The organism is Streptomyces sp. 4N124 (assembly GCF_052245395.1).
Taxonomy (GTDB): domain Bacteria; phylum Actinomycetota; class Actinomycetes; order Streptomycetales; family Streptomycetaceae; genus Streptomyces.
The window spans coordinates 1-21,088 of the sequence record NZ_JBQQBS010000005.1 but is presented as its reverse complement, the minus strand read 5'-3'; the positions used below and the strand labels follow the sequence as shown (position 1 = coordinate 21,088).

Here is a 21,088-nt window from a genome sequence, read left to right as displayed (position 1 = left end):
GACTCAGACGTCCCGCTGCTCCAGCAGGGCGTAGGCGCCGACGAAGGCCACGGCCGTCACGCCGAGGACGATCCACAGCGGCTCCCAGCCGGAGGGGCCCGTCTCGGTGAGGGAGTTGGAGTAGAAGACGCTGAGCTGGTTCGGGATCGAGTACTCGAACAGGGCTTCCTGCAGGTCCCGCAGCGACTGCGAGAACATGAACAGCGCGATGACCAGCGGGGCCAGGACGACGCCGATCATGACGGTGATGGCACCGGCCGAGTGCCGGATGATCGAGCCGATGATGAGCGAGAGCAGCCCGAGGAGCGCGATGTAGAGGGACACACCGAGCGTGCCCTTCAGCCATTCTCCGCTGGACGGATCCCGCGCGTCGGTCACCATGCCCACCTGGGCGACGGCCACGAACGAGGTCGCCACCAGCGTCACCACGAACGCCACCGTGAAGAACACGATCGCCTTCGCCGCCATCACCCGCCCACGCGAGGGGCACGCGGTCATCGTCGTACGGATCATGCCCGTGCCGTACTCCGAGGCCGTCGTCAGCACACCGAGGGTGATGATGCACATGACGCCGAGGAGCAGTCCGAAGAAGCCCAGGGCCAGCGGGTTCTCGTCGCCCAGACCGGCCTCGGACGAGTTGGCGACCAGTGCGCCGGCCGCCAGCCCGATGCCTACGACGAGCAGCACGAACACGCCCAGCGTCCACATCGTGGAGCGCACCGACCGGATCTTGGTCCACTCCGAGGCGAGGGCATGCCCGAGGTGCGTCCGGACGACGGGGATCGGCGAGGTGTACGTCGGGAACTGCGAACCGGGGGCAGCCTGCCACGCGGGCGCGGCCTGCTGCGTCGGGGGCTGGGGCGTGCTCATCGGGCGTCCTCGTGCTTGGTCGGGGCGGCGGCGGGCTGCGCGGGGGCGGCGGGGGGCTGTGCGGGCGCGGCAGCGGGCTGCTGGGGTGCGGGTGCCGACTGCGCGGGCGCGGGCTGCTGAGCCGGCGGCGCGGGCTGGGCGTACGGGTTGGGCTGTCCCGCGCCGGGGACGGCGCTGGGCGCACCGGGCGCGGCAGGAGCGCCGTACAGGCCCTGTCCCTGCACGGCCGGCGGGGCGAACGGCTGCCCGCCCTGCTGGGGCGGCGGCGGGGCGTACCAGCCGGGCTGGCCCTGCCCGGGAACCGGCATCGGGGGCTGCGTGCCGGGCGGCAGGGGCTGCATCAGCCCCTCCTTCTGGTCGACCGTCGACCGGTAGTCCACGGCGCCCTGCGTCATCCGCATGTACGCCTCCTCCAGCGAGGCCTGGTGCGGCGACAGCTCCCACAGGCGTACGTCCGCCTCGTGCGCGATGTCGCTGATGCGGGCCAGCGGCAGCCCGGTCACCCGCAGCGCGCCGTCCTGCTCGGGCAGTACGTGGCCGCCCGCCTCGGTGATCGCGGTGGTCAGCTTCTCGCGCAGCTGCGGCTCGGTGTCGGGCGTGCGCACGCGCGCGAAGTCGGCGGAGTTCGCCGAGATGAAGTCCGTGATGCGCATGTCGGCGAGCAGCTGCCCGCGGCCGATCACGATGAGGTGGTCGGCGGTCACCGCCATCTCGCTCATCAGGTGCGAGGAGACGAAGACCGTACGGCCCTCCGCCGCGAGCGACTTCATCAGGTTGCGCACCCAGAGGATGCCCTCGGGGTCGAGGCCGTTGACCGGCTCGTCGAACAGCAGGACCTGGGGGTCGCCGAGCAGCGCGGCGGCGATGCCGAGGCGCTGGCCCATGCCGAGGGAGAAGCCCTTGGAGCGCTTCCTGGCCACGTCCTGCAAGCCGACCACGCCGAGCACCTCGTCCACGCGGCGGGCCGGGATACCGGACAGCTGGGCGAGGCAGAGCAGGTGGTTGCGGGCGGCCCGGCCACCGTGCACGGCCTTGGCGTCGAGCAGCGCGCCGACCTGGCGGGGCGCGTTGGGCAGCTTGCGATAGGGGTAGCCGCCGATCGTCACCTGCCCCGAAGTGGGGTTGTCCAAGCCGAGGATCATCCGCATCGTCGTCGACTTGCCCGAGCCGTTCGGCCCGAGGAAGCCGGTGACGGCACCGGGCCGCACCTGGAAGGAAAGGTTGTACACAGCGGTCTTGTCGCCGTAGCGCTTGGTCAGGCCGACTGCCTCGATCATGCTCCGCACCCATCGAAAGGTTCAGGACAGCGGGGCACACGCCCCCCGTAAGGGTTAGGAGGATATCCGGGCACTGACGGTTCCCTTCAAGATGAAGCAAAACCGTAAGGTTCAGGCGTCCCTTTTCTTCAGCAGTACGTAACCGCCCACAAGCGCCACGACCACCCACAGCGCCATGATCGCGAGCCCGCCCCAGGGGCCGTACGGGGCGTCGTCGTCGACCGGCGTGACCACCTGCATGATCTTGCTGCCGGCCTGGTCGGGCAGGTACTGGCCGATCTTCTTCGTCGCCGAGACATTGCCGAGGATGTTGGAGATCAGGAAGAAGAACGGCATCAGGATGCCCAGCGACAGCATCGGTGAGCGCAGCATCGCGGCGACGCCCATCGAGAACATCGCGATGAGGGTCATGTAGACCCCGCCGCCGATGACCGCGCGCAGCACGCCCGGGTCGCCGATGGAGGCCTTGAGGTCGCCGAGCATCGCCTGCCCCAGGAAGAACGTGACGAAGCTGGTGACGAGGCCGACGGCCAGGCAGAGGCCGGTGGCGACCGCGATCTTGCTGACCAGGAAGGTGCCGCGCTGCGGCACCGCGGCCAGCGAGCTGCGGATCATGCCGGTGCTGTACTCGTTCGAGACGACGAGCACGCCGAACACGATCATCGCCAGCTGACCGAGGCTCATGCCCGCGAAGCTGATGAAGGTCGGGTCGAAGGAGAGCTGGTCCTGCCGGTTCATGTTGTCGAACTCGCTCTTCGACAGCGCCGAGATCAGGATGCCGAGGCCGATGGTGACCACCACGGCGAGGGAGAGCGTCCAGACGGTGGACGCGACGGAGCGGATCTTCGTCCACTCGGAGCGGATGACCTGGGTCGTCGCCATGCTCAGGCCCCCTTGTTCCAGCCGTTGCCCCACGGTTCTTGCCGAGGGGCGTCGGAGTGTGCGTGGTATTCCACCGATTCGGCGGTCAGCTGCATGAACGCCTCCTCCAGCGAGGCCTGCTGCGGGCTCAGCTCATGCAGCACGATCTGGTGCTGCGCGGCCAGCTCGCCGATCCGCTCGGACTTGCTGCCGTCCACCTCGAGGGTTCCGTTGCCGGTCTCCACGACGGTGATCCCGGCCCCGTGCAGCACATCGAGCAGCCGCTCGCGCTGCGGGGTGCGGATCCGGACGTACGACCGCGAGTTGCGCGCGATGAAGTCGGCCATGGTCGTGTCGGCGAGCAGCCGGCCCTGGCCGATGACGACGAGGTGATCGGCGGTCAGCGCCATCTCGCTCATCAGGTGCGAGGAGACGAAGACCGTACGGCCCTGCGCGGCCAGCGACTTCATGAGGTTGCGGATCCAGTGGATGCCCTCGGGGTCCAGCCCGTTGACCGGCTCGTCGAACATCAGGATCCGCGGGTCGCCGAGGAGCGCGCCCGCGATGCCGAGCCGCTGGCCCATGCCCATCGAGAAGCCCTTGGTCTTCTTCCGCGCGACCGCCGTCAGTCCGACCGTCTCCAGCACGTCCCGCACCCGGCTGCTCGGAATGCCGTTGCTCTGCGCGAGGCAGAGCAGGTGGTTGTAGGCGCTGCGCCCGCCGTGCCAGGCCTTGGCCTCCAGCAGGGCGCCGATGTACGTCAGCGGGTCCTTCAGCTGGTCGTAGTGCTTGCCGTCGATACGGACGTCCCCGGCGGTGGGGTGGTCGAGCCCGAGAATCATCCGCATGGTGGTGGACTTGCCCGCACCGTTCGGCCCGAGGAACCCCGTGACGATTCCCGGTCTGACGGTGAAGGTGAGGTTGTTGACCGCCACCTTCTCGCCGTACCGCTTGGTCAGCCCCTCGAGCTCAATCATGCGGCAACGCTAAATCGGGCGTTCGGCGGATGCCACCCGGACTGGCAAACCGAGGCCGACGGCTGTGGCAACAATCGACAAAGGCCCGCACCCCCTGCCCAGGGGATGCGGGCCTCGGCCGTACTAACTCACTCGCTTACCGGGTCTGCTGCGCCGGAACCCCGCGGGAGATCGGCTCGTCCTCGGCCGGCGTGCCGGCGGCGGCCACCGCGGCGCCCGTGAGGGTCGCCAGCATCTCGCGCACGTTGGTCAGCTGTGCGTTGATGGAGTCGCGGCGGTTGGTGAGGGCGGCCAGCTCGCGCTCGGATTCCGAACGGATGCGGTCGGCCTTGGCGTTGGCGTCGGCCACGATGTCCTCGGCCTGGCGCTGAGCCGTCTCCACCGTCTGGCGGGCGCGGCGCTCGGCGTCCGTGCGCAGCTTCTCCGCCTCCAGGCGCAGCTGCTCCGCGCGGTGCTCGATCTCGGCGAGGCGCTTCTCGGCCTTGGCCTGACGGGAGGCCAGGTCGCGCTCGGACTGCTCGCGGCGCTTGGCGAGGTTCGTCTCGAAGTCGGCGGCGGCCTGCGCGGCCTTGGCGCGGGTCTCCTCGAAGAGGGCGTCCGCCTCCTCGCGCTTGGACTGCGCGTCCTTCTGTGCCTCGGCACGCAGCTGGGCGGAGTCACTCTTGGCCTTCTCGACGATCCGGACGCCTTCGTCCTCCGCCTTGGCCTTGCGCTCCGCAGCGAACGATTCTGCGTCGTTGCGGACCTGCTGGGCCGACGACTCGGCGAGTTCGCGGTGCTGCTCGGCGGCTCGGCGGGCCTCCTCGCGCAGATCCTTGGCCTCTTCCTCGGCGAGGCGAAGGATCTTCTCGACCCGCGCGCCGAGGCCGGCGTACGACGGCTCAGCGTCGTTCACCTGAGCCTGGGCGTTCTGCGTTTCGAGATGGAGCTCCTCGATGCGCTTTTCCAGAGCGGTGATGCGGGCGAGAGCGCTGTCACGGTCGGAGACGAGCTTGGAGATCCGTTCGTCCACCTGAGCGCGGTCGTACCCACGCCGCACAAGCTCGAAGCCGTAGGGGGAAGTGTCGCTCATGGGGTTCCTGTCGAAAGAGACCGGTGAGGTGATAGGTGGAATCCTAGGGGCCGAAGCGGTGTGTCATCGAGCGGATGCGTGTTTGATCTGGAGAATGACACCCCTTTTGGGTGGCTAACCGTCAGACGGCTTGCCAAAGACTTGGTCAAAGGCCCCAGAAGACACCGAAACTCCTCGACTGCGCTAGCTCTCCGGCGACTTGCCACCCGATCGGGGGGCGCCGACCGTCGCACCGGCCTTGACCGCGCCGTCCTTGCCCGCCGACGGCGCTTCGAAGGACTCGAGCGCCTCCAGGACGTCCTGGACGCGGGAGATCTCGGCGTTGATGTCCTCGCGGCGCCGCACCAGCGTCTCCAGCTCGCGCTTGCCCTCCTCGACCGTGCGCTTCGCCTCGCGGATCGCCTCGGCCTTGAGTTCCTCGGCCTCCTTCACGAGCGTCGCCTTCTTCTGCTCGGCCTCCTTGAGCAGCCCCTCGGCCTTCTTGACCGCGGCGATACGGACCTTGCCCGCCTCCGAGTTGGCCTCCGAGACCAGCTCCTTGGCCTTCGCCTGCGCCTTGGCGAGCTGCTCCTCGGCGGCCTTGATGAGCGCGTCGCAGCGGTCGCCCGCCGACTTCATCGTCTCGGCCGACTCACGGCGGGCGCGCTCGTGCAGTTCCTCGATCTCCGTCGTGATGCGGTCGCGCAGCTCCTCGGCGCGCTCCCGGATCGCGGTGGCGTCCCGGCGGGCGCCGACGAGCAACTCGTCCGCGTCCGTACGGGCCTTCTCCACCATCGCGTTGCCCTCGACGGTCGCCTCGGACACCAGCCGGTCGGCCTCGCTGCGGGCCGCGCCGACCATCGTGTCGGCCTGCGCCTCGGCCTCGGCCGTCGTCTTGTGCGCCTGCTGCTGCGCCTCGGTGAGCAGTTTGTCCGCCTCGGCCGTGGTCTCCGTGATGAGCGTGTCGACCTGCTCGGCCGCTTCGGAGCGCCGCTTGTTGGAGTCCTTGCGGGCCTCGTCGAGGGTGCGCTCGGCCTCTTCGCGCGCCGACGACACCAGCCGCTCCGCCTCCGCTTCGGCCTCCGCCTTGACCCGCGCCGACTCGGCCCGGACCCGCTCGGCGTGCTGCTGGGCCGCGCCGACCGTCTCGGCGGCCTCCGCGCGCAGCCGCTCCGCGTCGCTGGTCGCGTCCGACATCCGCTGCTCGGCCTGGGCGACCGACTCGGCCCGTACGCGCTCGGCCTCCGCGGCCGTCTCCGTGGCCAGCCGCTCCGCCTCGGACCGCGCCTCGGTGATGAGGGTGTCCGCCTGCGTCGCCGCGTCCGACCGGATCCGGTTGGCGTCCTCGCGGGCGTCCGCCCGGGTGCGCGAGGCGTCCTGCTCGGCCTGCGCGGTGCTCTCCGACGCCTCCGTGCGCACCCGCTGGGCGTGCTCGGCGGCCTCCGAGCGCAGCCGCTCGGACTCGGCGATCGCCTCCGAAACGGTGCGCTCCGCAAGGGACTTGGCGGCCTGCGTCTCCTCGGCCGCCTCCCGCCGGACACGGCCCGCGTCCTCGCTGGCCCGCTCCCGCTCGGCGTAGGCGTCCGAGCGAACCCGGTCGGCTTCCTCCTGCGCCTCGCGCCGGGTACGGTCCGCGGCGTGCTCGGCGGCGGAGCGCAGCCCGGTGATCTCCTCCTGGGCCTGCTCGTGCAGCCCGACGACCGAGTCCCGTACCTGCTGGGCGTGTTGCTCGGCAGCGGACACCATCTCGGTGGCGCGCCGGTCGGCCTCCTCGATCAGCCGGAGCGCCTCGGTCTGCGCCTCCTCCACGCGGCCCCGCGCTACGGCCAGCAGCTCCTCGCTCTGCTCGCGGGCCCGCTCCCGCTCCTGGTCCGCCTCCTGGCGCGCGGAGCCGAGGAGTTCCTCGGCCTCGCGGCGGCGCCGGGCGGCCTCCTCCTGGGCGGCGGCCAGCGTCTCCGTGGCCTCCGTGCCGAGCCGCTCGGCGGCGGCCTGTGCCTCCGAGCGGACCCGGTCGGCGGTGTCCTGGGCCTCCGACTTCAGCCGCTCGGCCTCCGCCGCGGCCTCCGACCGCAGTCGTACGGCGATGGCCTCGCCCTCCGCGCGGGAGGCGGACGCGTCCGACGCGGCCTCGTCACGCAGCCGTTCGGCCTCCGCCTCGGCCTGCGCCTGGAGCGTACGGATCCGCTCGGCGGCCTCGGAGCGCAGCCGCTCCGTCTCCTCGGCGGCCTCGCGGCGGATCCGCGCGGCCTCCTCGCGGGCGTCGGTCAGCGCCTGCTCGGCCGTCGCGAGCCGCTCCTCGGCCTCCGTGTGCAGCCGGGTCAGTCCCTCGGCGGCCTCGGCGCGGCGGGCCTCTATGGCGCGCTCGGTCTCCTCGCGCAGCTCAAGCGAGGCCCGCTCGGCGTCCGCCTTGATGCCCTCGGCCTGCTCGACGACCTCCTCGCGGTGCCGCTCGGCCTCCTGGCGGGTGCGCTGCAGGGTCTCCTCGGCCTGGCGGCGCAGCGTCGTCGCCCGCTCGATCGCCTCCGTACGGACCTTCTCGCTGTCCGTCTGGGCGGTCTGGCGCAGCTCGTCGGCGTCGGCCTTCGCCTTGGAGAGCAGTTCCTCGGCGGTCTTGGCCGCCTCCTCGATCTGCTGGACGGCCTCCTTGCGGGCCTCCGCGCGGATCTTCTCGCCCTCGGCGACCGCGTCGGCGCGCAGCTGCTCGGCCTCGCCGCGCAGCCGGCGGGCCTCCTCCTGCAGCTCGACCGTCTTGGCGCGGTACTCCTTGGTGTCGTCCTTCGCCGAGCCCTTGAGCTGCTCGGCGATGTCGTGCGCCTCGGCGCGCAGCCGGTCGGCCTCGGTCTCCGCCTCGCGGCGGATCCGCTCGGCCTCCTCGGTGGCCGCCTTGGTGGTGTTCTGCGCGTCTTCCTGCGCCTTGTTGAGGACGTCCTCGGCGGTCTTGGCCGCCTTCGACAGCTGGGTCGCGCTCTCCTCGGCGGTGAGCGTGCGGGCCTTCTCGGAGGCCTCCTCGACGATCCGCTCGGCCTCGGCACGGGCGTCCGAGACGATCTGCTCGGCGTCCGACTTGGTGGCCTCGGCCTCCTTGGTGGCCTCGCTGACCAGCCGGGCGACCTGCTCCTTCGCCGTACGGGTGCGCTGCTCGTTGGCCGCCTCGGCGCTGGAGAGGGCCTTGGCGGCGGCCTCCTTGGCCTCGGTGAGCACCTTCTCGGCCTCGGCCTGCGCGGTGCGCAGCGCCTTCTCGGCCTCCGTCATCCGCTGCTCGGCGGCCCGGCTCAGCTCGGTCGCCTGGCGGCGGGCGCTGTCGGACTCGCTCACCGTGGAGGTGCGCAGCTGCTCGGCGTGGTCGGTGGCCTCCTGGGCCTGGGTGGACGCCGCGTTCAGCAGCCGCTCGGCGTCCGCACGGGCGCGACGCAGCAGCTGCTCGGCCTCCGCGCGGGCCGTCTCGGCCTCGCTGGTCAGCCGCTGCCGGGCCTCGGCGGTGAGCCGCTCGGCCTCCGCGCGGGCGGCGGCCATGGCCTGCTCGGCCTCCGCGCGGGACTCCTCGAGGAGCCGGCGGGCCTGCTGCTCGCTGCGGGCGCGCAGCTGCTCGGCCCACGCCACGTTCTCGTTGACGTGCGACTCGACGGTCTGCCGGCGCTCGGCCAGCTCCTGGTCGAGCTGCTGGCGGCGGGTGACCGCCTCCTGATGCAACTCCGCCTGGAGCCGGGCGGCCTGCTCGGCGTGCTCCTGGAGGATCCGCTGGGTCTGCGCCCGGGCCTGGCTCATCTCCCGCTCGGCGTCCAGCCGCAGCTGGTCCGCCTGCATCTGGGCGTTGCGCAGCAACTGCTCGGCCTGATAGCCGATGTCGCCGCCCTCGTAGGCGGGCCGGGACATGAGGGTGCGCCGCGCCTCGTGCAGCTTGGCGCGCAGCACCTCGACCTGGTAGCCGAGGTCCTCGGCGTGCTGGATCGCCTTTTCCCGCTCGGTCTTCAGCCGATCCATCTCGGCCTCGAACCGAGAGAGGTGGTCGACGTCAGCCGCCGGCTCTCGCTCCTGGCTTTCGTAGCCCCGCACTGCGCGGTCCCATCCGTCCCCTGGTCGCAAGTCTCTCCAAACGAGCACCGTCCATCCGCCGAACGGGGCCCCCGGGGAATGGTGTCAGATCAACGGCGGAGCACGGGCTGCCGCCCCGACGCTCGCCCCCCGAAACCCGGACCCCGGCCAGCGGTCACCACAGGGTTGAGCGGCGACCGCCCCCAACCCTACCGGCCCATATGTACGGGGGTCAGTGCTCAGGTGACTCAACAGGCGCCGAAGTGACCAGTTCTGTCAGGACGCCATGGCAATCCTTTGGGTGCAGGAACGTGATCCGTGACCCCATGGAGCCGCGTCGGGGCTCTTCGTAGAGCACGCGTACGCCCTTGTCCTTGATGTCCGCGGCATCGGCGTCGACGTCCGCCGTGCCGAAAGCGATGTGGTGGACCCCCTCCCCGTTCTTCGCGAGCCACTTCGCGACGGTGGAGTCCTCGCGGATGGGCTCCAGGAGCTGGAGGTAGGACGCCCCGCCGTCGGACGTATCGTTGATCTTGAGCATGGCCTCGCGTACGCCCTGCTCCTCGTTGATCTCGGAGTGGAACACCTCGAAGCCATAAGTGGCCCGGTAGAACTCGACGGTCTTGTCGAGGTCGAAGCAGGCGATCCCGATGTGGTCGATTCGCGTCAGCATGAAGTCAGTGCAGCGCTACGGGGACGGTTACGCAACGTGCGCGCGATCACACCGACTGCCGGATGACGCGGTGGACTACCGCTCAGTACATTCGAAGTAAACCCTCGTTCACTCCTCAGCTGTGCAGCTGGAAGGGGATCGCACCTCATGTCTGGAACGAACACCACGACATCCGTCATCGTCGCGGGTGCCCGCACTCCGATGGGTCGGTTGCTCGGCTCGCTCAAGTCGTTCTCCGGGGCCGATCTAGGCGGCTTCGCGATCAAGGCCGCCCTCGACCGTGCGGGGATCGGTGGCGACCAGGTGCAGTACGTGATCATGGGCCAGGTGCTCCAGGCCGGGGCGGGGCAGATCCCGGCGCGCCAGGCCGCGGTCAAGGCCGGCATTCCGATGAACGTCCCGGCGCTCACCGTCAACAAGGTGTGCCTGTCGGGCCTCGACGCGATCGCGCTCGCGGATCAGCTGATCCGCGCCGGCGAGTTCGACGTGATCGTGGCCGGCGGCCAGGAGTCCATGACCAACGCCCCCCATCTGCTCCCGAAGTCCCGCGAGGGATACAAGTACGGGGCGATCGAGATGCTCGACGCCATGGCGTACGACGGTCTGACCGACCCGTGGGAGAACGTCCCCATGGGCCAGTCGACCGAGAAGCACAACACGAAGCTGGGCATCGCGCGCCCCGAGCAGGACGAGATCGCCGCCTTGTCCCACCAGCGCGCCGCGGCCGCCCAGAAGAACGGCGTCTTCGAGGCCGAGATCACCCCGATCGAGATCCCGCAGCGCAAGGGCGAGCCGGTCGTCTTCAGCAAGGACGAGGGCATCCGCGCCGAGACGACGGCCGAGTCGCTGGGCAAGCTGCGCCCGGCGTTCGCCAAGGACGGCACGATCACCGCGGGTTCGGCCTCGCAGATCTCCGACGGTGCGGCGGCCGTGGTCGTGATGAGCAAGGCCAAGGCGCAGGAGCTGGGCCTCGAGTGGATCGCCGAGATCGGCGCCCACGGCAATGTGGCCGGTCCGGACAACTCTCTCCAGTCGCAGCCGTCGAACGCGATCCTGCACGCCCTGAAGAAGGAGGGCCTGGAGGTCGCGGACCTCGACCTCATCGAGATCAACGAGGCGTTCGCGGCGGTCGCCGTCCAGTCAATGAAGGACCTCGAAGTGTCCAGCGAAAGGGTGAACGTCAATGGTGGCGCGATTGCCCTCGGCCACCCGATCGGCATGTCGGGCGCCCGCCTCGTGCTGCACCTGGCGCTGGAGCTGAAGCGCCGGGGCGGCGGCGTCGGCGCGGCCGCGCTGTGCGGCGGCGGCGGGCAGGGTGACGCGCTCATCGTGCGGGTACCCAAGGCCTGATGTCGTTTACGTAGGTGAGCTGAACGGAGCTGTGATGCAGGACGTCTCCACGCTGGTGGCCCAGGCCAGAGAAGGCCGGCCGCGGGCCGTGGCCCGGCTGATCTCCCTGGTGGAGGGGGCGTCACCGCAACTCCGTGAGGTCATGACGGCGCTCGCCCCGTTGACGGGCAACGCGTACGTCGTCGGCCTCACCGGCTCACCGGGTGTCGGCAAGTCGACATCGACGTCGGCGATGGTGACGGCGTATCGCAAGCAGGGCAAGCGGGTCGGCGTCCTCGCCGTCGACCCGTCCTCGCCGTTCTCCGGCGGCGCCCTGCTCGGCGACCGCGTCCGTATGTCGGAGCACGCCTCCGACCCCGGCGTCTACATCCGCTCCATGGCGACGCGCGGCCACCTGGGCGGCCTCGCGTGGTCCGCGCCGCAGGCGATCCGCGTACTGGACGCGGCGGGCTGCGACGTGATCCTGGTCGAGACCGTCGGCGTCGGCCAGTCGGAGGTCGAGATCGCCTCGCAGGCGGACACGAGCGTGGTCCTCCTCGCCCCCGGCATGGGCGACGGAATCCAGGCCGCCAAGGCCGGAATCCTGGAGATCGGGGATGTGTACGTCGTCAACAAGGCCGACCGCGACGGCGCCGACGCGACCGCCCGCGAGCTGAACCACATGCTGGGCCTCGGCGAATCCCGGGGCCCGGGCGACTGGCGCCCCCCGATCGTCAAGACGGTCGCCGCCCGCGCCGAGGGCATCGACGAGGTCCTCGAAGCGCTGGAGAAGCACCGCGCCTGGATGGAGGAGCACGGCGTCCTCGCCGAGCGCCGGCTGGCCCGCGCCTCCCGCGAGGTCGAGACGATCGCCGTCACCGCCCTGCGCGAGCGGATCGACGACCTGCACGGAGACCGGCGGCTGAGCGCGCTGGCGGAGCGGATCGTCGCGGGGGAGCTGGATCCGTACGGGGCGGCTGACGAACTGGTCGCCGGCATCACCGCCAGCTGACGGGAAACGGCCGGACGACTGCCGAGCGCTCCGCAGGACGGGAGCGCTCGGCCGTCGTCCGGCCGCGGGTCCGTTGTGGCTGGTCGCGCCCACGCGGCGGAGCCGCATATCGATACAGCCCCGCGCCCCTTCGGGGCGCTGCACCTGCCGTTCGCTGAATCGTCAGTCGTCGTGACGGTCGTCGTCGCGACCGTCGTCCGCCCGGCCGTTCCGGTCGTCGGTGTCGTCGTCGTCCGAGTCCGCCGTGACCTTGCCGGTCTTCAGGTCGACGCGCCAGTCGCGGTCGTCCTTGCCCGAGCCCGTGCTGACGTCCCAGGCCTTCGAGCGGCCGTCGTCGTCGAGGTCCACGTCCGTCACCGTTCCCTTGGCGGCGGCGGCCTCGGCGGCCTGCGCGGCGGTCACGGAGGTGCCCTTGAGGGCGGCGCGTACGCCGGCGGTGTCGTCGTCATCGTCCTCGCGCCCGGTGTGGGATCCGAGGACGTTGCCGTTGGCCGGGTCGATGCGGACCTGGTGCCAGGTGTTGTCGTCGGCGAGGATGCGGACCTTCCACCCGGCCGCGCCGTCATCCCCGTCGTCGTCACGGTCGTCGTCCAGGTCGGCGGAGACAGCCGTGCCCGGGGTTTCCTTCAGGGCGGCGGCGATCGCGTCGGCGGCGGTCACGGTGCCGGACTCCACGCGCGGCGCGGCGTCGTCCCGCGTCACCGTCGCGTCCTTCTGCCGCGCAGGCGCGTCGTCGTCCCCCGTGACCGCGAGTGCCGTGGCCGTACCGCCCCCGATCAGTGCGGCGGCCGTGACAGCGGCGATCACGATGTTGCGCTTCATGCGGATTCCTCCAGAGTCGTTCGTGTTCGACGGGAATCAATCTCGCTGACCGACGCTGAGGGGAACCTGAAGCCGCCTGAAGAGTTCTTCAGCTTGGCTTTGCGAACCTTGACCCATGCGCCTGTTGATCGTGGAGGACGAAAAGCGGCTCGCCTTGTCGCTCGCCAAGGGCCTGACGGCCGAGGGCTACGCCGTCGACGTCGTGCACGACGGCCGCGAAGGCCTGCACCGGGCGACCGAGGGGACGTACGACCTGGTGATCCTCGACATCATGCTCCCCGGCCTCAACGGCTACCGCGTCTGCGCCGCCCTGCGGGCCGCCGGCCACGACGTGCCGATCCTGATGCTCACCGCGAAGGACGGCGAGTACGACGAGGCGGAGGGCCTCGACACGGGCGCTGACGACTACCTCACCAAGCCGTTCTCGTACGTCGTCCTGGTCGCCCGGATCAAGGCCCTGATGCGGCGACGGCAGGGCGCCGGGGCCTCGCCCGTGCACGTCCACGGCGAGCTGAAGGTCGACACCGCCGCCCGCCGGGTCTTCCTGGCCGAGGACGAAGTCGCCCTGACCGCCAAGGAGTTCGCGGTCCTGGAGCAGCTCGTGCTGCGGGCCGGCGAGGTGGTGTCCAAGGCCGAGATCCTGGAGCACGTCTGGGACTTCGCGTACGAGGGCGACCCGAACATCGTCGAGGTGTACATCAGCACCCTGCGGCGCAAGCTGCGCGCCGGGCTCATCCGGACGGTGCGCGGCGCCGGCTACCGGCTGGAGACGGCGTGAGACGACGGCTCTTCGGCTCCGTACGCTCCCGGGCGACGCTCGGCGCCACCCTCGTCGTCGCCGTGGCGCTCCTCGCGGCCGGTACCGCCGTCCTGCTCTCCCTGCGGTCCAACCTCGTCGGCGAGGCGGGCACGCAGGCCGAGCGGACCGCGCGGGAGGTGGCAGCCGACCTCGCGGCCGGGACGGCGTACGACCGGCTCTCCCTGGACGACGACGACCAGCCGGTCCAGGTCGTCGACGCGGACGGCAGGCTCGTCGCGGCGAGCGAGAAGCTGGAGCGGATCAGCGGGACGGGCACGGACGCGGTACGGCCGCAGACGCCGGTGGGCAGCCCGGTGGAGGGCGACGACGATGATGACGACGACTCCGACGACCAGTCCCTGCAACCCGGTGAGATCGGCCGGCACACCAGGTTCCACGACGGTTCCGCGACCATCGAGAGGGAGACGGCCGACTACCGGTTCGCCGAGGTCCATGTGCAGGTCCCGGGCAAGGGCGCGCTGACCGTCTACGCGGGCGCCCCGCTGTCCGCCGAGCAGAGCGCCGTCAACACCGCGCTGACCGTCATGCTGATCGGCTTCCCGCTGCTGCTCGGCGTCGTCGCGGGCGTGACGTGGCTGGTCACCCGGCGTGCGCTGCACCCGGTCGAGGGCATCCGCGGCGAGATGGCCGCGATCACCGCCTCCGAGGACCTGGCACGCCGCGTGCCGGTGCCGGACACGCACGACGAGGTGGCCCGGCTCGCCCGGACCACGAACGAGACGCTGGCCGCCCTGGAGACCTCCGTGGAGCGCCAGCGGCGGTTCGTCGCCGACGCCTCCCACGAGCTGCGCAGCCCCATCGCGTCGCTGCGCACCCAGCTGGAAGTGGCCGCCGCCCACCCGGAGTTGCTGGACCTGGACGGGGCAGTCGCCGACACCGTACGACTGCAGCACCTGGCCGCCGATCTGCTGCTGCTGGCCCGGCTGGACGCGGGGGAGGGGCCGACCGACACACGGGTGGACCTCGCCGCGCTGGCCCGGGAAGAGGCCGCGGGCCGGGCGGGCGTGACGGTCGAGGCCTTCGACGCGGTCGAAGTGGTGGGATCACGCGGGCAGTTGGGGCGGGTGCTGGCCAATCTGCTGGACAACGCGCGGCGGCACGCCAGATCGGCGGTCACCGTGGCCGTGCGGCGGGACGGGGACCGGGCGGTGGTCGAGGTCGCCGACGACGGTGACGGGGTGCCGGAGGCCGATCGGGAGCGGATCTTCGAGCGGTTCGTACGGCTGGACGCCGCCCGCAGCCGTGACGACGGCGGGGCGGGGCTGGGCCTCGCCATCGCCCGGGACGTCGCCGTACGGCACGGCGGCACGCTCACGGTGCGGGACGCACCGGCAGGCGGAGCCCTGTTCGCACTCCGCCTGCCGCTTGCCTGATCAAGCCGTCAGGGGCGCCCTCGCTGCCCGCGCAGGTGCTCCGCGATCGGCTTCAGCGCCTTGTCGAGCTCGGTCAGTGCCTCGGGGGACAGCAGATCGATGAAGTGCCTCCGCACAGACGCCACATGATGGGGCGCGACCTTCTGCATCGTCTCCATGCCGTGCTCGGTCAGCACCGCGTACAGCCCGCGGCGGTCGGACTCGCAGTTCTCGCGCCGCACCAGGTCCGCGTTCTCCATGCGGGTGATCTGGTGTGAGAGGCGGCTCTTGGACTGGAGGGTGGCGGACGCGAGGTCGCTCATCCGCATCCGTACGTCCTCCGACTCGGAGAGATTCACCAGGATCTCGTAGTCGTTCATCGTCAGGCCGAACGGCTGCAGGTCCTTCTCGAGCTGGTACGTCAACAGCCTGTTGACCTCCAGGTGGGTGCGCCAGGCGCACTGCTCCGCATCGGTCAGCCAGCGCGTGGCCGTCTCGGTCTCCATGAATGCAGTCTACCTAAAATGTTGAAAGGCGAACTAGTGAGGGTGGTGTGACTGCGTGCACGCGTTCGACGTCACACTCCGCAGACTACCGCTCACAGCCCGAAGCGACGCTGGAGGTCCCCCAGCTGTCCGGGAAGACGCGGTGCGCCCGGTTGCTGTCCGGGCCCTGTGTTTCCCCCATGACCACCGGGTACGCCGGCCTGCTGCGGGACCGCCCCCGTGGCCTGCTCGGCCATCAGGGTTTCGGTGGACTGCAGCAGGACCGTACCGGCTCCCACGAACTCGAACTGATGCTCCTCTCCGGAGGCCCCGCCGAGGCCCGTCATCGCACGTAGACCGCCCATCAGGCCCGTCATATAGCCGTGGTCGTAGTGATGGCACGGCGACGGGCAGTCGGCCCAGCCGACGAGCGCCTGCGGGTCCACCCGGATCGGCGGCTCCATGAACACCACCGGACCGTTAGATGCGGCTACGAACTTGCCGGTTCCGATCAGCGTCAGAAAACCTGGAACGATCGACTGCTTGAGCGCGAGACTTGGCTGAAAAGCGAGGAGGTTGCCCGAGCGAATGGTCAGGTTGCCGTTCTCGAGGTCGTATGAATTCACGTCGAAGGCCCGGTCGGCGAGGAGCATCTTGCCCGAGCCCTCCGCCACGACCCAGTCGCTTGCGTGCAGAGGCGAATGAAAGGACGTACGGACAAGACGGTCCAAACGGCCGTGCCCGACGCCGTTGAAGTCGATCGAGCCGTAGTAGGCGATCATCTTCCCCTTCTGCAGGAACCACTGGGTGCCCTTGAGCTCCACGCAGAAGGTGTACGAGTTCACGTTGTCGTCGGCGGGCAGGGTCATCGGGTCGTGGACGACGACGCCCGGAGTTCCGTAGGTCACAGCTTTTCCTCCGAAGCCTGGACGTACACCGCGCCGTTGCCGCTCAGCTCCAGCTGGAACGCCTCGCCGGAGCCACGGCCCACCATGTCCCGCCAGCCCAGGGCCGTGGACAGCTTGTTGCGTACGTCGCCGTGGTGGGCGACGTAGGCCTGCGGGTCGACATGGACGGGCCGCTGGGGGGTGATCGGTATCTCGAAGACGCCGCCGTGCGCCATCACCGCGACCGCGCCCTGTCCCTTGAGGGTGGTGGTGAACAGCCCCTGCCCCGACACCTGGCCCCGCACCATGCCCATCACGCCGCCCTGCGCCCCCAGGAACATCGTCCCTTGCTGAAGCGTGCCCTCGAAGGCGAGCAGCCGGTCCGCCTCCACGCACAGCGTGTCGCCGGCGAGGTTGATCACCTGGACGTGGTGGCCGCCGTGCCCGAACAGCACCGTGCCGCTGCCCTCGACGGTCATCAGCGGCGTGTCCTCATTGGCGACCCGGCGCCCGATCATCGACATGATCCCGCCCTGGCCCCCGGCCGTGTTGGGCGTGAAGGACACCTCGCCCTTGTAGGCGAGCATGGCGCCGCGCTGGCTGAACAGCCGCTGGCCGGGCATGACGGTCGCCTCGACCATCTTGGAGTTGATCTCACGGAAGGTCATCTCACACATCCCCCGCGACGGTGTTCCGCTCGCTGGGCTGGACATACACGAGCCCATCCCCCTCGAAGCGGATCTGGAAGGCCTCGCCGCCGCCCTCGCCCATGAATGTGCGGAACGTCACACCGGACTGGAAGGACTGCCGCAGATTCCCCTGATGCGCGACATAGGCCCCAGGGTCGACGCTCAGCGGATACTGCGGACTCACCCGCAGCACCACAGCCGGCCCGTCGGACATGATCGCCGCCTGACCGTGCCCCTCGACGGTCGTCGTGAACAGCCCGTTGCCCTGCGAGGCGCCGCGCAGCCCCGTGAAGGACGTGCCCGTCCGCAGTCCCGCGTCGGTCGCCAGCAGGTTGCTCGACTCCACGTACAGCTTGTCCCCCTGGAGACTCACGAGGTTGATCTCGGACGCCCGGTCCGCGAACCAACAGGTCCCCTGCCCCCTCACCTCCATCACCGTCATCTGCTCCCCGGTGATCCGCCGCGTCACCATCCCGCGGATGCCCTCACCGCCGCCGCTCAGCTTCTTGAAGGCCATCTGCCCGTCGTACGCGACCATCGAGCCGTTCTTCGCCTTCACGGCGTCCCCGGTCATGTCGACGGCGAGCACCTTGCTGCCTTGAAGTCGGAACATCGCCACGGTGCGAAGGTAGCCGCAGCCGGTGCCCGCCAACAGGTCCCACGGGTGGAGATCGACCCTGATCGCACCCCTAAGGGCGGAGCGGCCGCACCCCCGGCCACGCGCTCGCGCAGCCGTTTGCCACAATGGGCGGACGTTTGTGCTCGTGTTCACAAGCAGTAGACGCTTCTCCCACCGAAGGTGACCCGTGGACCTCAAGACCGCCGCCGCCCTCCGCCGCCTCCGCCTCGTCTCGGCCCCCGAGGCCGTCTCGTTCCTGCTCCTGCTGGTCTGCTCGGTGCTGAAGCGGACCACGGACTTCAACGCGGTGCCCGTGATGGGCATGATCCACGGCGTTCTCTTCATCCTGTACGTGATCTTCTGGGCGGACGCCTGGAACCGCACGAAGTGGTCCCCGAAGACCGCCGCCCTGTACTTCGTCCTCTCCGTCCTGCCCACCGGCGGCTTCTTCGCCGAGCGCAAGCTCAAGCGCGAGGCCGAGAACGCGGTGATCGCCTCCCGCGCCCGCAAGGAAGGGATCGTGAACGCGTGATCGTCGCCTTCTCCGTGACGCCGCTGGGCGTCGGCGAGGACGTGGGGGAGTACGTCGCCGACGCCGTCCGCGTGGTCCGCGAGTCCGGCCTGCCCAACCACACGGACGCGATGTTCACCTCCGTCGAGGGCGACTGGGACGAGGTCATGGACGTCGTCAAGCGAGCCGTCGCCGCGGTCGAGGCGCGCGCCCCGCGTGTGTCCCTGGTCCTCAAGGCGGACATCCGCCCCGGCGTGACCGACGGTCTCACCTCCAAGGTGGAGACGGTGGAGCGACACCTGGCCGAATAGGCGGCACGCACACCAACAGCGGACCCCGGCCCGACAGGGCCGGGGTTTTCTCGTCCCACCTCTTTGAGCGATCGCTCAAAAAGCTGCTACGCTCCCGCTCGAAGCAGTTTGAGCACTCGCTCAAAAACGCGCTCACAACACGCTCACCAGGGGGATGAACGATGGGTCTCTACATAGAGGCATTCATACGCGCCGACCTCGACGACCTCTGGACCCACACCCAGGAGCCCTCCCAGCACCAGCGCTGGGACCTCCGCTTCACCGAGATCGACTACCTCCCGCGCACCGAAGGCGAGCCGCAGCGCTTCCGCTACGCCACGCGCGTGCTGCCCTTCCTCACCATCGCCGGCACCGGAATCTCGGCCGGCGAGAGGGAACGCCCCGACGGCACCCGCACCTCGGCCCTGCGCTTCGCCTCCCGGCACCCCCTCTCCCTCCTCGCCGAGGGCAGCGGCTACTGGCGCTACGTCCCCGACGGCGACGGAGTCCGCTTCCTCACCGGCTACGACTACCGCCCCCGCTGGGGCGCCTTCGGCGCACTGGCCGACCGCCTCGTCCTCCGCCCCCTGATGGGCTGGGCGACGGCATGGTCCTTCGACCGCCTCCGCCTCTGGCTGGAGCGCGGGATCACGCCAGAGCGAGCGCTGCTGAACTGGCTGGCGGAAATGACCGTACGAGCCCTGACCCTCACGCTCGCCGCCACGGCCCTGCTCAAGGCCTCCTCCCTCACCCTCTTCGGCCCGTTCGCGCCGACGATGGCGTACGTCTACCCCCTCTTCCTGACGCTCGCCATCTGCGCGGCCCTCCTCAAGTCCCCCCTCGCCTGCACGCCCGCGGCACGCCGCTGCCTGCGCACCCCACCCACGCGCGCGCGTGCCCCGCGCGTCCTGCGCACGCTGAAGGAGCTGTCATGACGTCGATCTTCCGCACGGTGATGGGCACGGACTTCGACCGCCTGCACCCCCAACTCCAGCGCCGCTTCTCGGTCGGCCTGTCGACCGGCGAGGCGTGCACAGGCCAGGGCGTCATGCACCGCATCTGGCACGGCGGCCCGTGGCTCAAACCCTTCCTCACCCTCGGCACAACCCGGAACATCCTCGTCCCGCGCACCGGCCGGAACGTCCCCTTCACCATCGAGAACGTCCCCTACGTGGACTCCTACGGCCGTGAGACGGTGACCTTCGTGCGCACCTTCGACCTGCCCGGCCGCCCCCGCCGCTTCGACGCCCAGATGGTGCTGAGCCCCAAGGGCGACCGCATCCTCGACTACCTCGGCACCCACCAGCACCTGGCGACCGACCTCCACTTCACCGCGGAGCCGGACGGCTCCCTCCTGATCCGCTCCGGCGAACACCGCTTCCGGGAGGGCCCGGTGGACGTACGCGTCCCCGAACTGATAGGCGCGACGGCGCAGGTACGGGAGAGCTACGACAACAACACGGCCCGCTTCCGCGTCCAAGTCCAGGTAGTGAACCGCTACTTCGGCCCGCTCTTCGGCTACGAGGGTTCGTTCAAGGCGACGTACACAGACATACAACGCTGCGGTGTACGCCCCGGACTCCGCCCCGTCCGCGAGGAGTTCCGCGCATGAGCCCCGAGACGGCGAAGGCCCTCGAGACCAAGACCAAACTCCTCGAGGGCGCGCTGCGGACGCTCACCGAGCAGGGCATCGCCAAGACGTCGGCCCGCACCGTGGCAGCCGCCGCCGGGGTCAATCAGGCGCTGGTCTTCTACCACTTCGGTTCGGTGGACGAGTTGCTGGCAGCGGCATGCAGATACGGCGCGGAGCGGACGGTAGCGCGCTACCGCCCCCGCCTGGCCACCGTCACGTCCCTCTCCGAACTCCTCACCGTGGGCCGGGAGATCCACGAACAGGAACGCGCCGGAGGCCATGTCGCCCTTCTCGGCCAGCTCCTCGCCGGCGCCCAGACCCACGAGAACCTCGGCCCGGCCACGGCGGCGGGGCTCGACCTGTGGATCGTCGAGATCGAGAAGGTCCTCACCCGAGTCCTCGCGGCGACACCCTTCGGCGAGTTCGCGGACCCTGCGGGGCTGGCGCGTGCGGTTGCCGCGTCCTTCGTAGGCATCGAACTGTACGAAGGGGTGGACCCGACGGGGGCGACCGCCGCGCTGGACGCCCTGGAGCAACTCGGTTTCCTTGTCGGGGCGTTGGAGGAACTCGGCCCAGTCGCCCAGCGAGCGGTACGCCACCACCTCCGCCGGACCAGCCGACGCTGACGACATGAACCCCGGCGTCGGTGCCGGCCCGGGGTGGGTCGCGCAGCCCGGCGCTGACGGGGCGCCGCCTGCGCCCACCCGTGCCGCCCCAGGCGGCACGCATGCCCGCAGCTTGGCGGGGCCGGCCCGACGCACTGGCGATGCGACCACGCACCCGCGGTCGCCCACGGCGGGAAGGGGACGCGGTGGGGGTGTCCGCCCGCAGCGGTTGTCGCGTCAACACGGGCACCTCTGTGAACGACCGAGCCGCGACGTTCCGAGGACGGACACCC

General features: G+C 70.5%; 21 protein-coding genes. 9 read left to right on the top strand and 12 right to left on the bottom strand.

Translation table 11 applies throughout. The features are described 5' to 3' along the window. Window positions 1-3 precede the first annotated feature (3 nt). From ACTWQO_RS06485 to mce, 7 genes are all read right to left on the bottom strand, one after another. A complete protein-coding gene (locus tag ACTWQO_RS06485; RefSeq protein WP_443236257.1) occupies window positions 4-870 on the bottom strand; it encodes an ABC transporter permease in 867 nt (288 codons plus the stop codon). Further along, the gene (locus ACTWQO_RS06480; RefSeq protein WP_443236256.1) at window positions 867-2,147 is read right to left on the bottom strand and encodes an ABC transporter ATP-binding protein; all 1,281 of its coding nucleotides are present in this window, start codon (window positions 2,145-2,147) and stop codon (window positions 867-869) included. Before ACTWQO_RS06480 ends, ACTWQO_RS06485 begins: the two co-directional genes overlap by 4 nt. A 111-nt stretch (window positions 2,148-2,258) precedes the next feature. Beyond that, window positions 2,259-3,029 (bottom strand): ABC transporter permease, encoded by a 771-nt coding sequence (locus tag ACTWQO_RS06475; protein ID WP_443236255.1) that lies wholly within the window; start codon window positions 3,027-3,029, stop codon window positions 2,259-2,261. Window positions 3,030-3,031: 2 nt separating this feature from the next. Continuing rightward, window positions 3,032-3,985, bottom strand: coding sequence for an ABC transporter ATP-binding protein (locus tag ACTWQO_RS06470; RefSeq protein WP_443236254.1), 954 nt, complete (start codon window positions 3,983-3,985; stop codon window positions 3,032-3,034). Window positions 3,986-4,121: 136 nt separating this feature from the next. Continuing rightward, the gene (locus ACTWQO_RS06465; RefSeq protein ID WP_301984330.1) at window positions 4,122-5,057 is read right to left on the bottom strand and encodes a cellulose-binding protein; all 936 of its coding nucleotides are present in this window, start codon (window positions 5,055-5,057) and stop codon (window positions 4,122-4,124) included. Between the two features lie 183 nt (window positions 5,058-5,240). Further along, complete coding sequence (scy, locus tag ACTWQO_RS06460; RefSeq protein WP_443236253.1) at window positions 5,241-9,089, bottom strand: polarized growth protein Scy; 3,849 nt, start codon at window positions 9,087-9,089, stop codon at window positions 5,241-5,243. A 211-nt stretch (window positions 9,090-9,300) separates the two neighbouring features. Beyond that, entirely contained in the window at window positions 9,301-9,741 is a 441-nt protein-coding gene (mce, locus tag ACTWQO_RS06455) for a methylmalonyl-CoA epimerase (protein WP_362952259.1), read from the bottom strand. Between the two features lie 147 nt (window positions 9,742-9,888). On the opposite strand from mce, the gene ACTWQO_RS06450 reads away from it, so the two are divergent. Both ACTWQO_RS06450 and meaB read left to right on the top strand, forming a co-directional pair. Further along, the gene (locus ACTWQO_RS06450; protein ID WP_443236252.1) at window positions 9,889-11,091 is read left to right on the top strand and encodes an acetyl-CoA C-acetyltransferase; all 1,203 of its coding nucleotides are present in this window, start codon (window positions 9,889-9,891) and stop codon (window positions 11,089-11,091) included. Between the two features lie 34 nt (window positions 11,092-11,125). Then, the gene (gene meaB / locus ACTWQO_RS06445; protein ID WP_443236251.1) at window positions 11,126-12,082 is read left to right on the top strand and encodes a methylmalonyl Co-A mutase-associated GTPase MeaB; all 957 of its coding nucleotides are present in this window, start codon (window positions 11,126-11,128) and stop codon (window positions 12,080-12,082) included. A gap of 162 nt (window positions 12,083-12,244) precedes the next feature. On the opposite strand, the gene ACTWQO_RS06440 is transcribed toward meaB, so the two are convergent. Then, the gene (locus ACTWQO_RS06440; protein ID WP_443236250.1) at window positions 12,245-12,904 is read right to left on the bottom strand and encodes a PepSY domain-containing protein; all 660 of its coding nucleotides are present in this window, start codon (window positions 12,902-12,904) and stop codon (window positions 12,245-12,247) included. A gap of 115 nt (window positions 12,905-13,019) precedes the next feature. On the opposite strand from ACTWQO_RS06440, the gene ACTWQO_RS06435 reads away from it, so the two are divergent. Both ACTWQO_RS06435 and ACTWQO_RS06430 read left to right on the top strand, forming a co-directional pair. Beyond that, on the top strand, window positions 13,020-13,682 hold the full coding sequence (locus tag ACTWQO_RS06435) for a response regulator transcription factor (RefSeq protein ID WP_443236249.1): 663 nt from the start codon (window positions 13,020-13,022) through the stop codon (window positions 13,680-13,682). Then, on the top strand, window positions 13,679-15,097 hold the full coding sequence (locus ACTWQO_RS06430) for a sensor histidine kinase (RefSeq protein WP_443236248.1): 1,419 nt from the start codon (window positions 13,679-13,681) through the stop codon (window positions 15,095-15,097). Before ACTWQO_RS06435 ends, ACTWQO_RS06430 begins: the two co-directional genes overlap by 4 nt. 8 nt (window positions 15,098-15,105) lie before the next feature. Here the strand turns inward: ACTWQO_RS06430 and ACTWQO_RS06425 are convergent, their stop codons facing one another. The 4 genes from ACTWQO_RS06425 to ACTWQO_RS06410 form a co-directional block, all read right to left on the bottom strand. Continuing rightward, window positions 15,106-15,582, bottom strand: a complete 477-nt coding sequence (locus ACTWQO_RS06425; protein WP_360753564.1) for a MarR family winged helix-turn-helix transcriptional regulator — start codon at window positions 15,580-15,582, stop codon at window positions 15,106-15,108. Between the two features lie 92 nt (window positions 15,583-15,674). Then, window positions 15,675-16,430 (bottom strand): AIM24 family protein, encoded by a 756-nt coding sequence (locus tag ACTWQO_RS06420; protein WP_443236449.1) that lies wholly within the window; start codon window positions 16,428-16,430, stop codon window positions 15,675-15,677. 35 nt (window positions 16,431-16,465) lie between these two features. Further along, window positions 16,466-17,116, bottom strand: a complete 651-nt coding sequence (locus ACTWQO_RS06415; RefSeq protein ID WP_443236247.1) for an AIM24 family protein — start codon at window positions 17,114-17,116, stop codon at window positions 16,466-16,468. 1 nt (window position 17,117) lies between these two features. Further along, window positions 17,118-17,750: an AIM24 family protein gene (locus tag ACTWQO_RS06410; RefSeq protein ID WP_443236448.1), complete on the bottom strand. Its 633-nt coding sequence runs from the start codon at window positions 17,748-17,750 to the stop codon at window positions 17,118-17,120. Window positions 17,751-17,943: 193 nt separating this feature from the next. On the opposite strand from ACTWQO_RS06410, the gene ACTWQO_RS06405 reads away from it, so the two are divergent. The 5 genes from ACTWQO_RS06405 to ACTWQO_RS06385 all read left to right on the top strand — a co-directional run bounded on the left by ACTWQO_RS06405 (window position 17,944) and on the right by ACTWQO_RS06385 (window position 20,816). Next, a complete protein-coding gene (locus tag ACTWQO_RS06405) occupies window positions 17,944-18,288 on the top strand; it encodes a DUF3817 domain-containing protein (RefSeq protein ID WP_443236246.1) in 345 nt (114 codons plus the stop codon). Further along, window positions 18,285-18,578 (top strand): MTH1187 family thiamine-binding protein, encoded by a 294-nt coding sequence (locus ACTWQO_RS06400; protein ID WP_443236245.1) that lies wholly within the window; start codon window positions 18,285-18,287, stop codon window positions 18,576-18,578. The genes ACTWQO_RS06405 and ACTWQO_RS06400 overlap by 4 nt, the downstream gene beginning before the upstream one ends. A gap of 161 nt (window positions 18,579-18,739) precedes the next feature. Next, entirely contained in the window at window positions 18,740-19,492 is a 753-nt protein-coding gene (locus tag ACTWQO_RS06395) for a hypothetical protein (RefSeq protein WP_443236244.1), read from the top strand. Next, complete coding sequence (locus ACTWQO_RS06390; RefSeq protein WP_443236243.1) at window positions 19,489-20,169, top strand: DUF4166 domain-containing protein; 681 nt, start codon at window positions 19,489-19,491, stop codon at window positions 20,167-20,169. The genes ACTWQO_RS06395 and ACTWQO_RS06390 overlap by 4 nt, the downstream gene beginning before the upstream one ends. Further along, entirely contained in the window at window positions 20,166-20,816 is a 651-nt protein-coding gene (locus ACTWQO_RS06385; RefSeq protein WP_443236242.1) for a TetR/AcrR family transcriptional regulator, read from the top strand. The genes ACTWQO_RS06390 and ACTWQO_RS06385 overlap by 4 nt, the downstream gene beginning before the upstream one ends. The last annotated feature ends 272 nt before the right edge of the window (window positions 20,817-21,088 follow it).

Excerpts from the sequence above, each read along its gene's own strand:
- ACTWQO_RS06485 (WP_443236257.1), bottom strand. The coding sequence starts at position 870 with ATGAGCACGCCCCAGCCCCCGACGCAGCAGGCCGCGCCCGCGTGGCAG.
- ACTWQO_RS06480 (WP_443236256.1), bottom strand. The coding sequence starts at position 2,147 with ATGATCGAGGCAGTCGGCCTGACCAAGCGCTACGGCGACAAGACCGCT.
- ACTWQO_RS06475 (WP_443236255.1), bottom strand. The coding sequence starts at position 3,029 with ATGGCGACGACCCAGGTCATCCGCTCCGAGTGGACGAAGATCCGCTCC.
- ACTWQO_RS06470 (WP_443236254.1), bottom strand. The coding sequence starts at position 3,985 with ATGATTGAGCTCGAGGGGCTGACCAAGCGGTACGGCGAGAAGGTGGCG.
- ACTWQO_RS06465 (WP_301984330.1), bottom strand. The coding sequence starts at position 5,057 with ATGAGCGACACTTCCCCCTACGGCTTCGAGCTTGTGCGGCGTGGGTAC.
- mce (WP_362952259.1), bottom strand. The coding sequence starts at position 9,741 with ATGCTGACGCGAATCGACCACATCGGGATCGCCTGCTTCGACCTCGAC.
- ACTWQO_RS06450 (WP_443236252.1), top strand. The coding sequence starts at position 9,889 with ATGTCTGGAACGAACACCACGACATCCGTCATCGTCGCGGGTGCCCGC.
- meaB (WP_443236251.1), top strand. The coding sequence starts at position 11,126 with ATGCAGGACGTCTCCACGCTGGTGGCCCAGGCCAGAGAAGGCCGGCCG.
- ACTWQO_RS06440 (WP_443236250.1), bottom strand. The coding sequence starts at position 12,904 with ATGAAGCGCAACATCGTGATCGCCGCTGTCACGGCCGCCGCACTGATC.
- ACTWQO_RS06435 (WP_443236249.1), top strand. The coding sequence starts at position 13,020 with ATGCGCCTGTTGATCGTGGAGGACGAAAAGCGGCTCGCCTTGTCGCTC.
- ACTWQO_RS06425 (WP_360753564.1), bottom strand. The coding sequence starts at position 15,582 with ATGGAGACCGAGACGGCCACGCGCTGGCTGACCGATGCGGAGCAGTGC.
- ACTWQO_RS06420 (WP_443236449.1), bottom strand. The coding sequence starts at position 16,430 with ATGACCCTGCCCGCCGACGACAACGTGAACTCGTACACCTTCTGCGTG.
- ACTWQO_RS06415 (WP_443236247.1), bottom strand. The coding sequence starts at position 17,116 with ATGACCTTCCGTGAGATCAACTCCAAGATGGTCGAGGCGACCGTCATG.
- ACTWQO_RS06410 (WP_443236448.1), bottom strand. The coding sequence starts at position 17,750 with ATGTTCCGACTTCAAGGCAGCAAGGTGCTCGCCGTCGACATGACCGGG.
- ACTWQO_RS06395 (WP_443236244.1), top strand. The coding sequence starts at position 18,740 with ATGGGTCTCTACATAGAGGCATTCATACGCGCCGACCTCGACGACCTC.
- ACTWQO_RS06390 (WP_443236243.1), top strand. The coding sequence starts at position 19,489 with ATGACGTCGATCTTCCGCACGGTGATGGGCACGGACTTCGACCGCCTG.
- ACTWQO_RS06385 (WP_443236242.1), top strand. The coding sequence starts at position 20,166 with ATGAGCCCCGAGACGGCGAAGGCCCTCGAGACCAAGACCAAACTCCTC.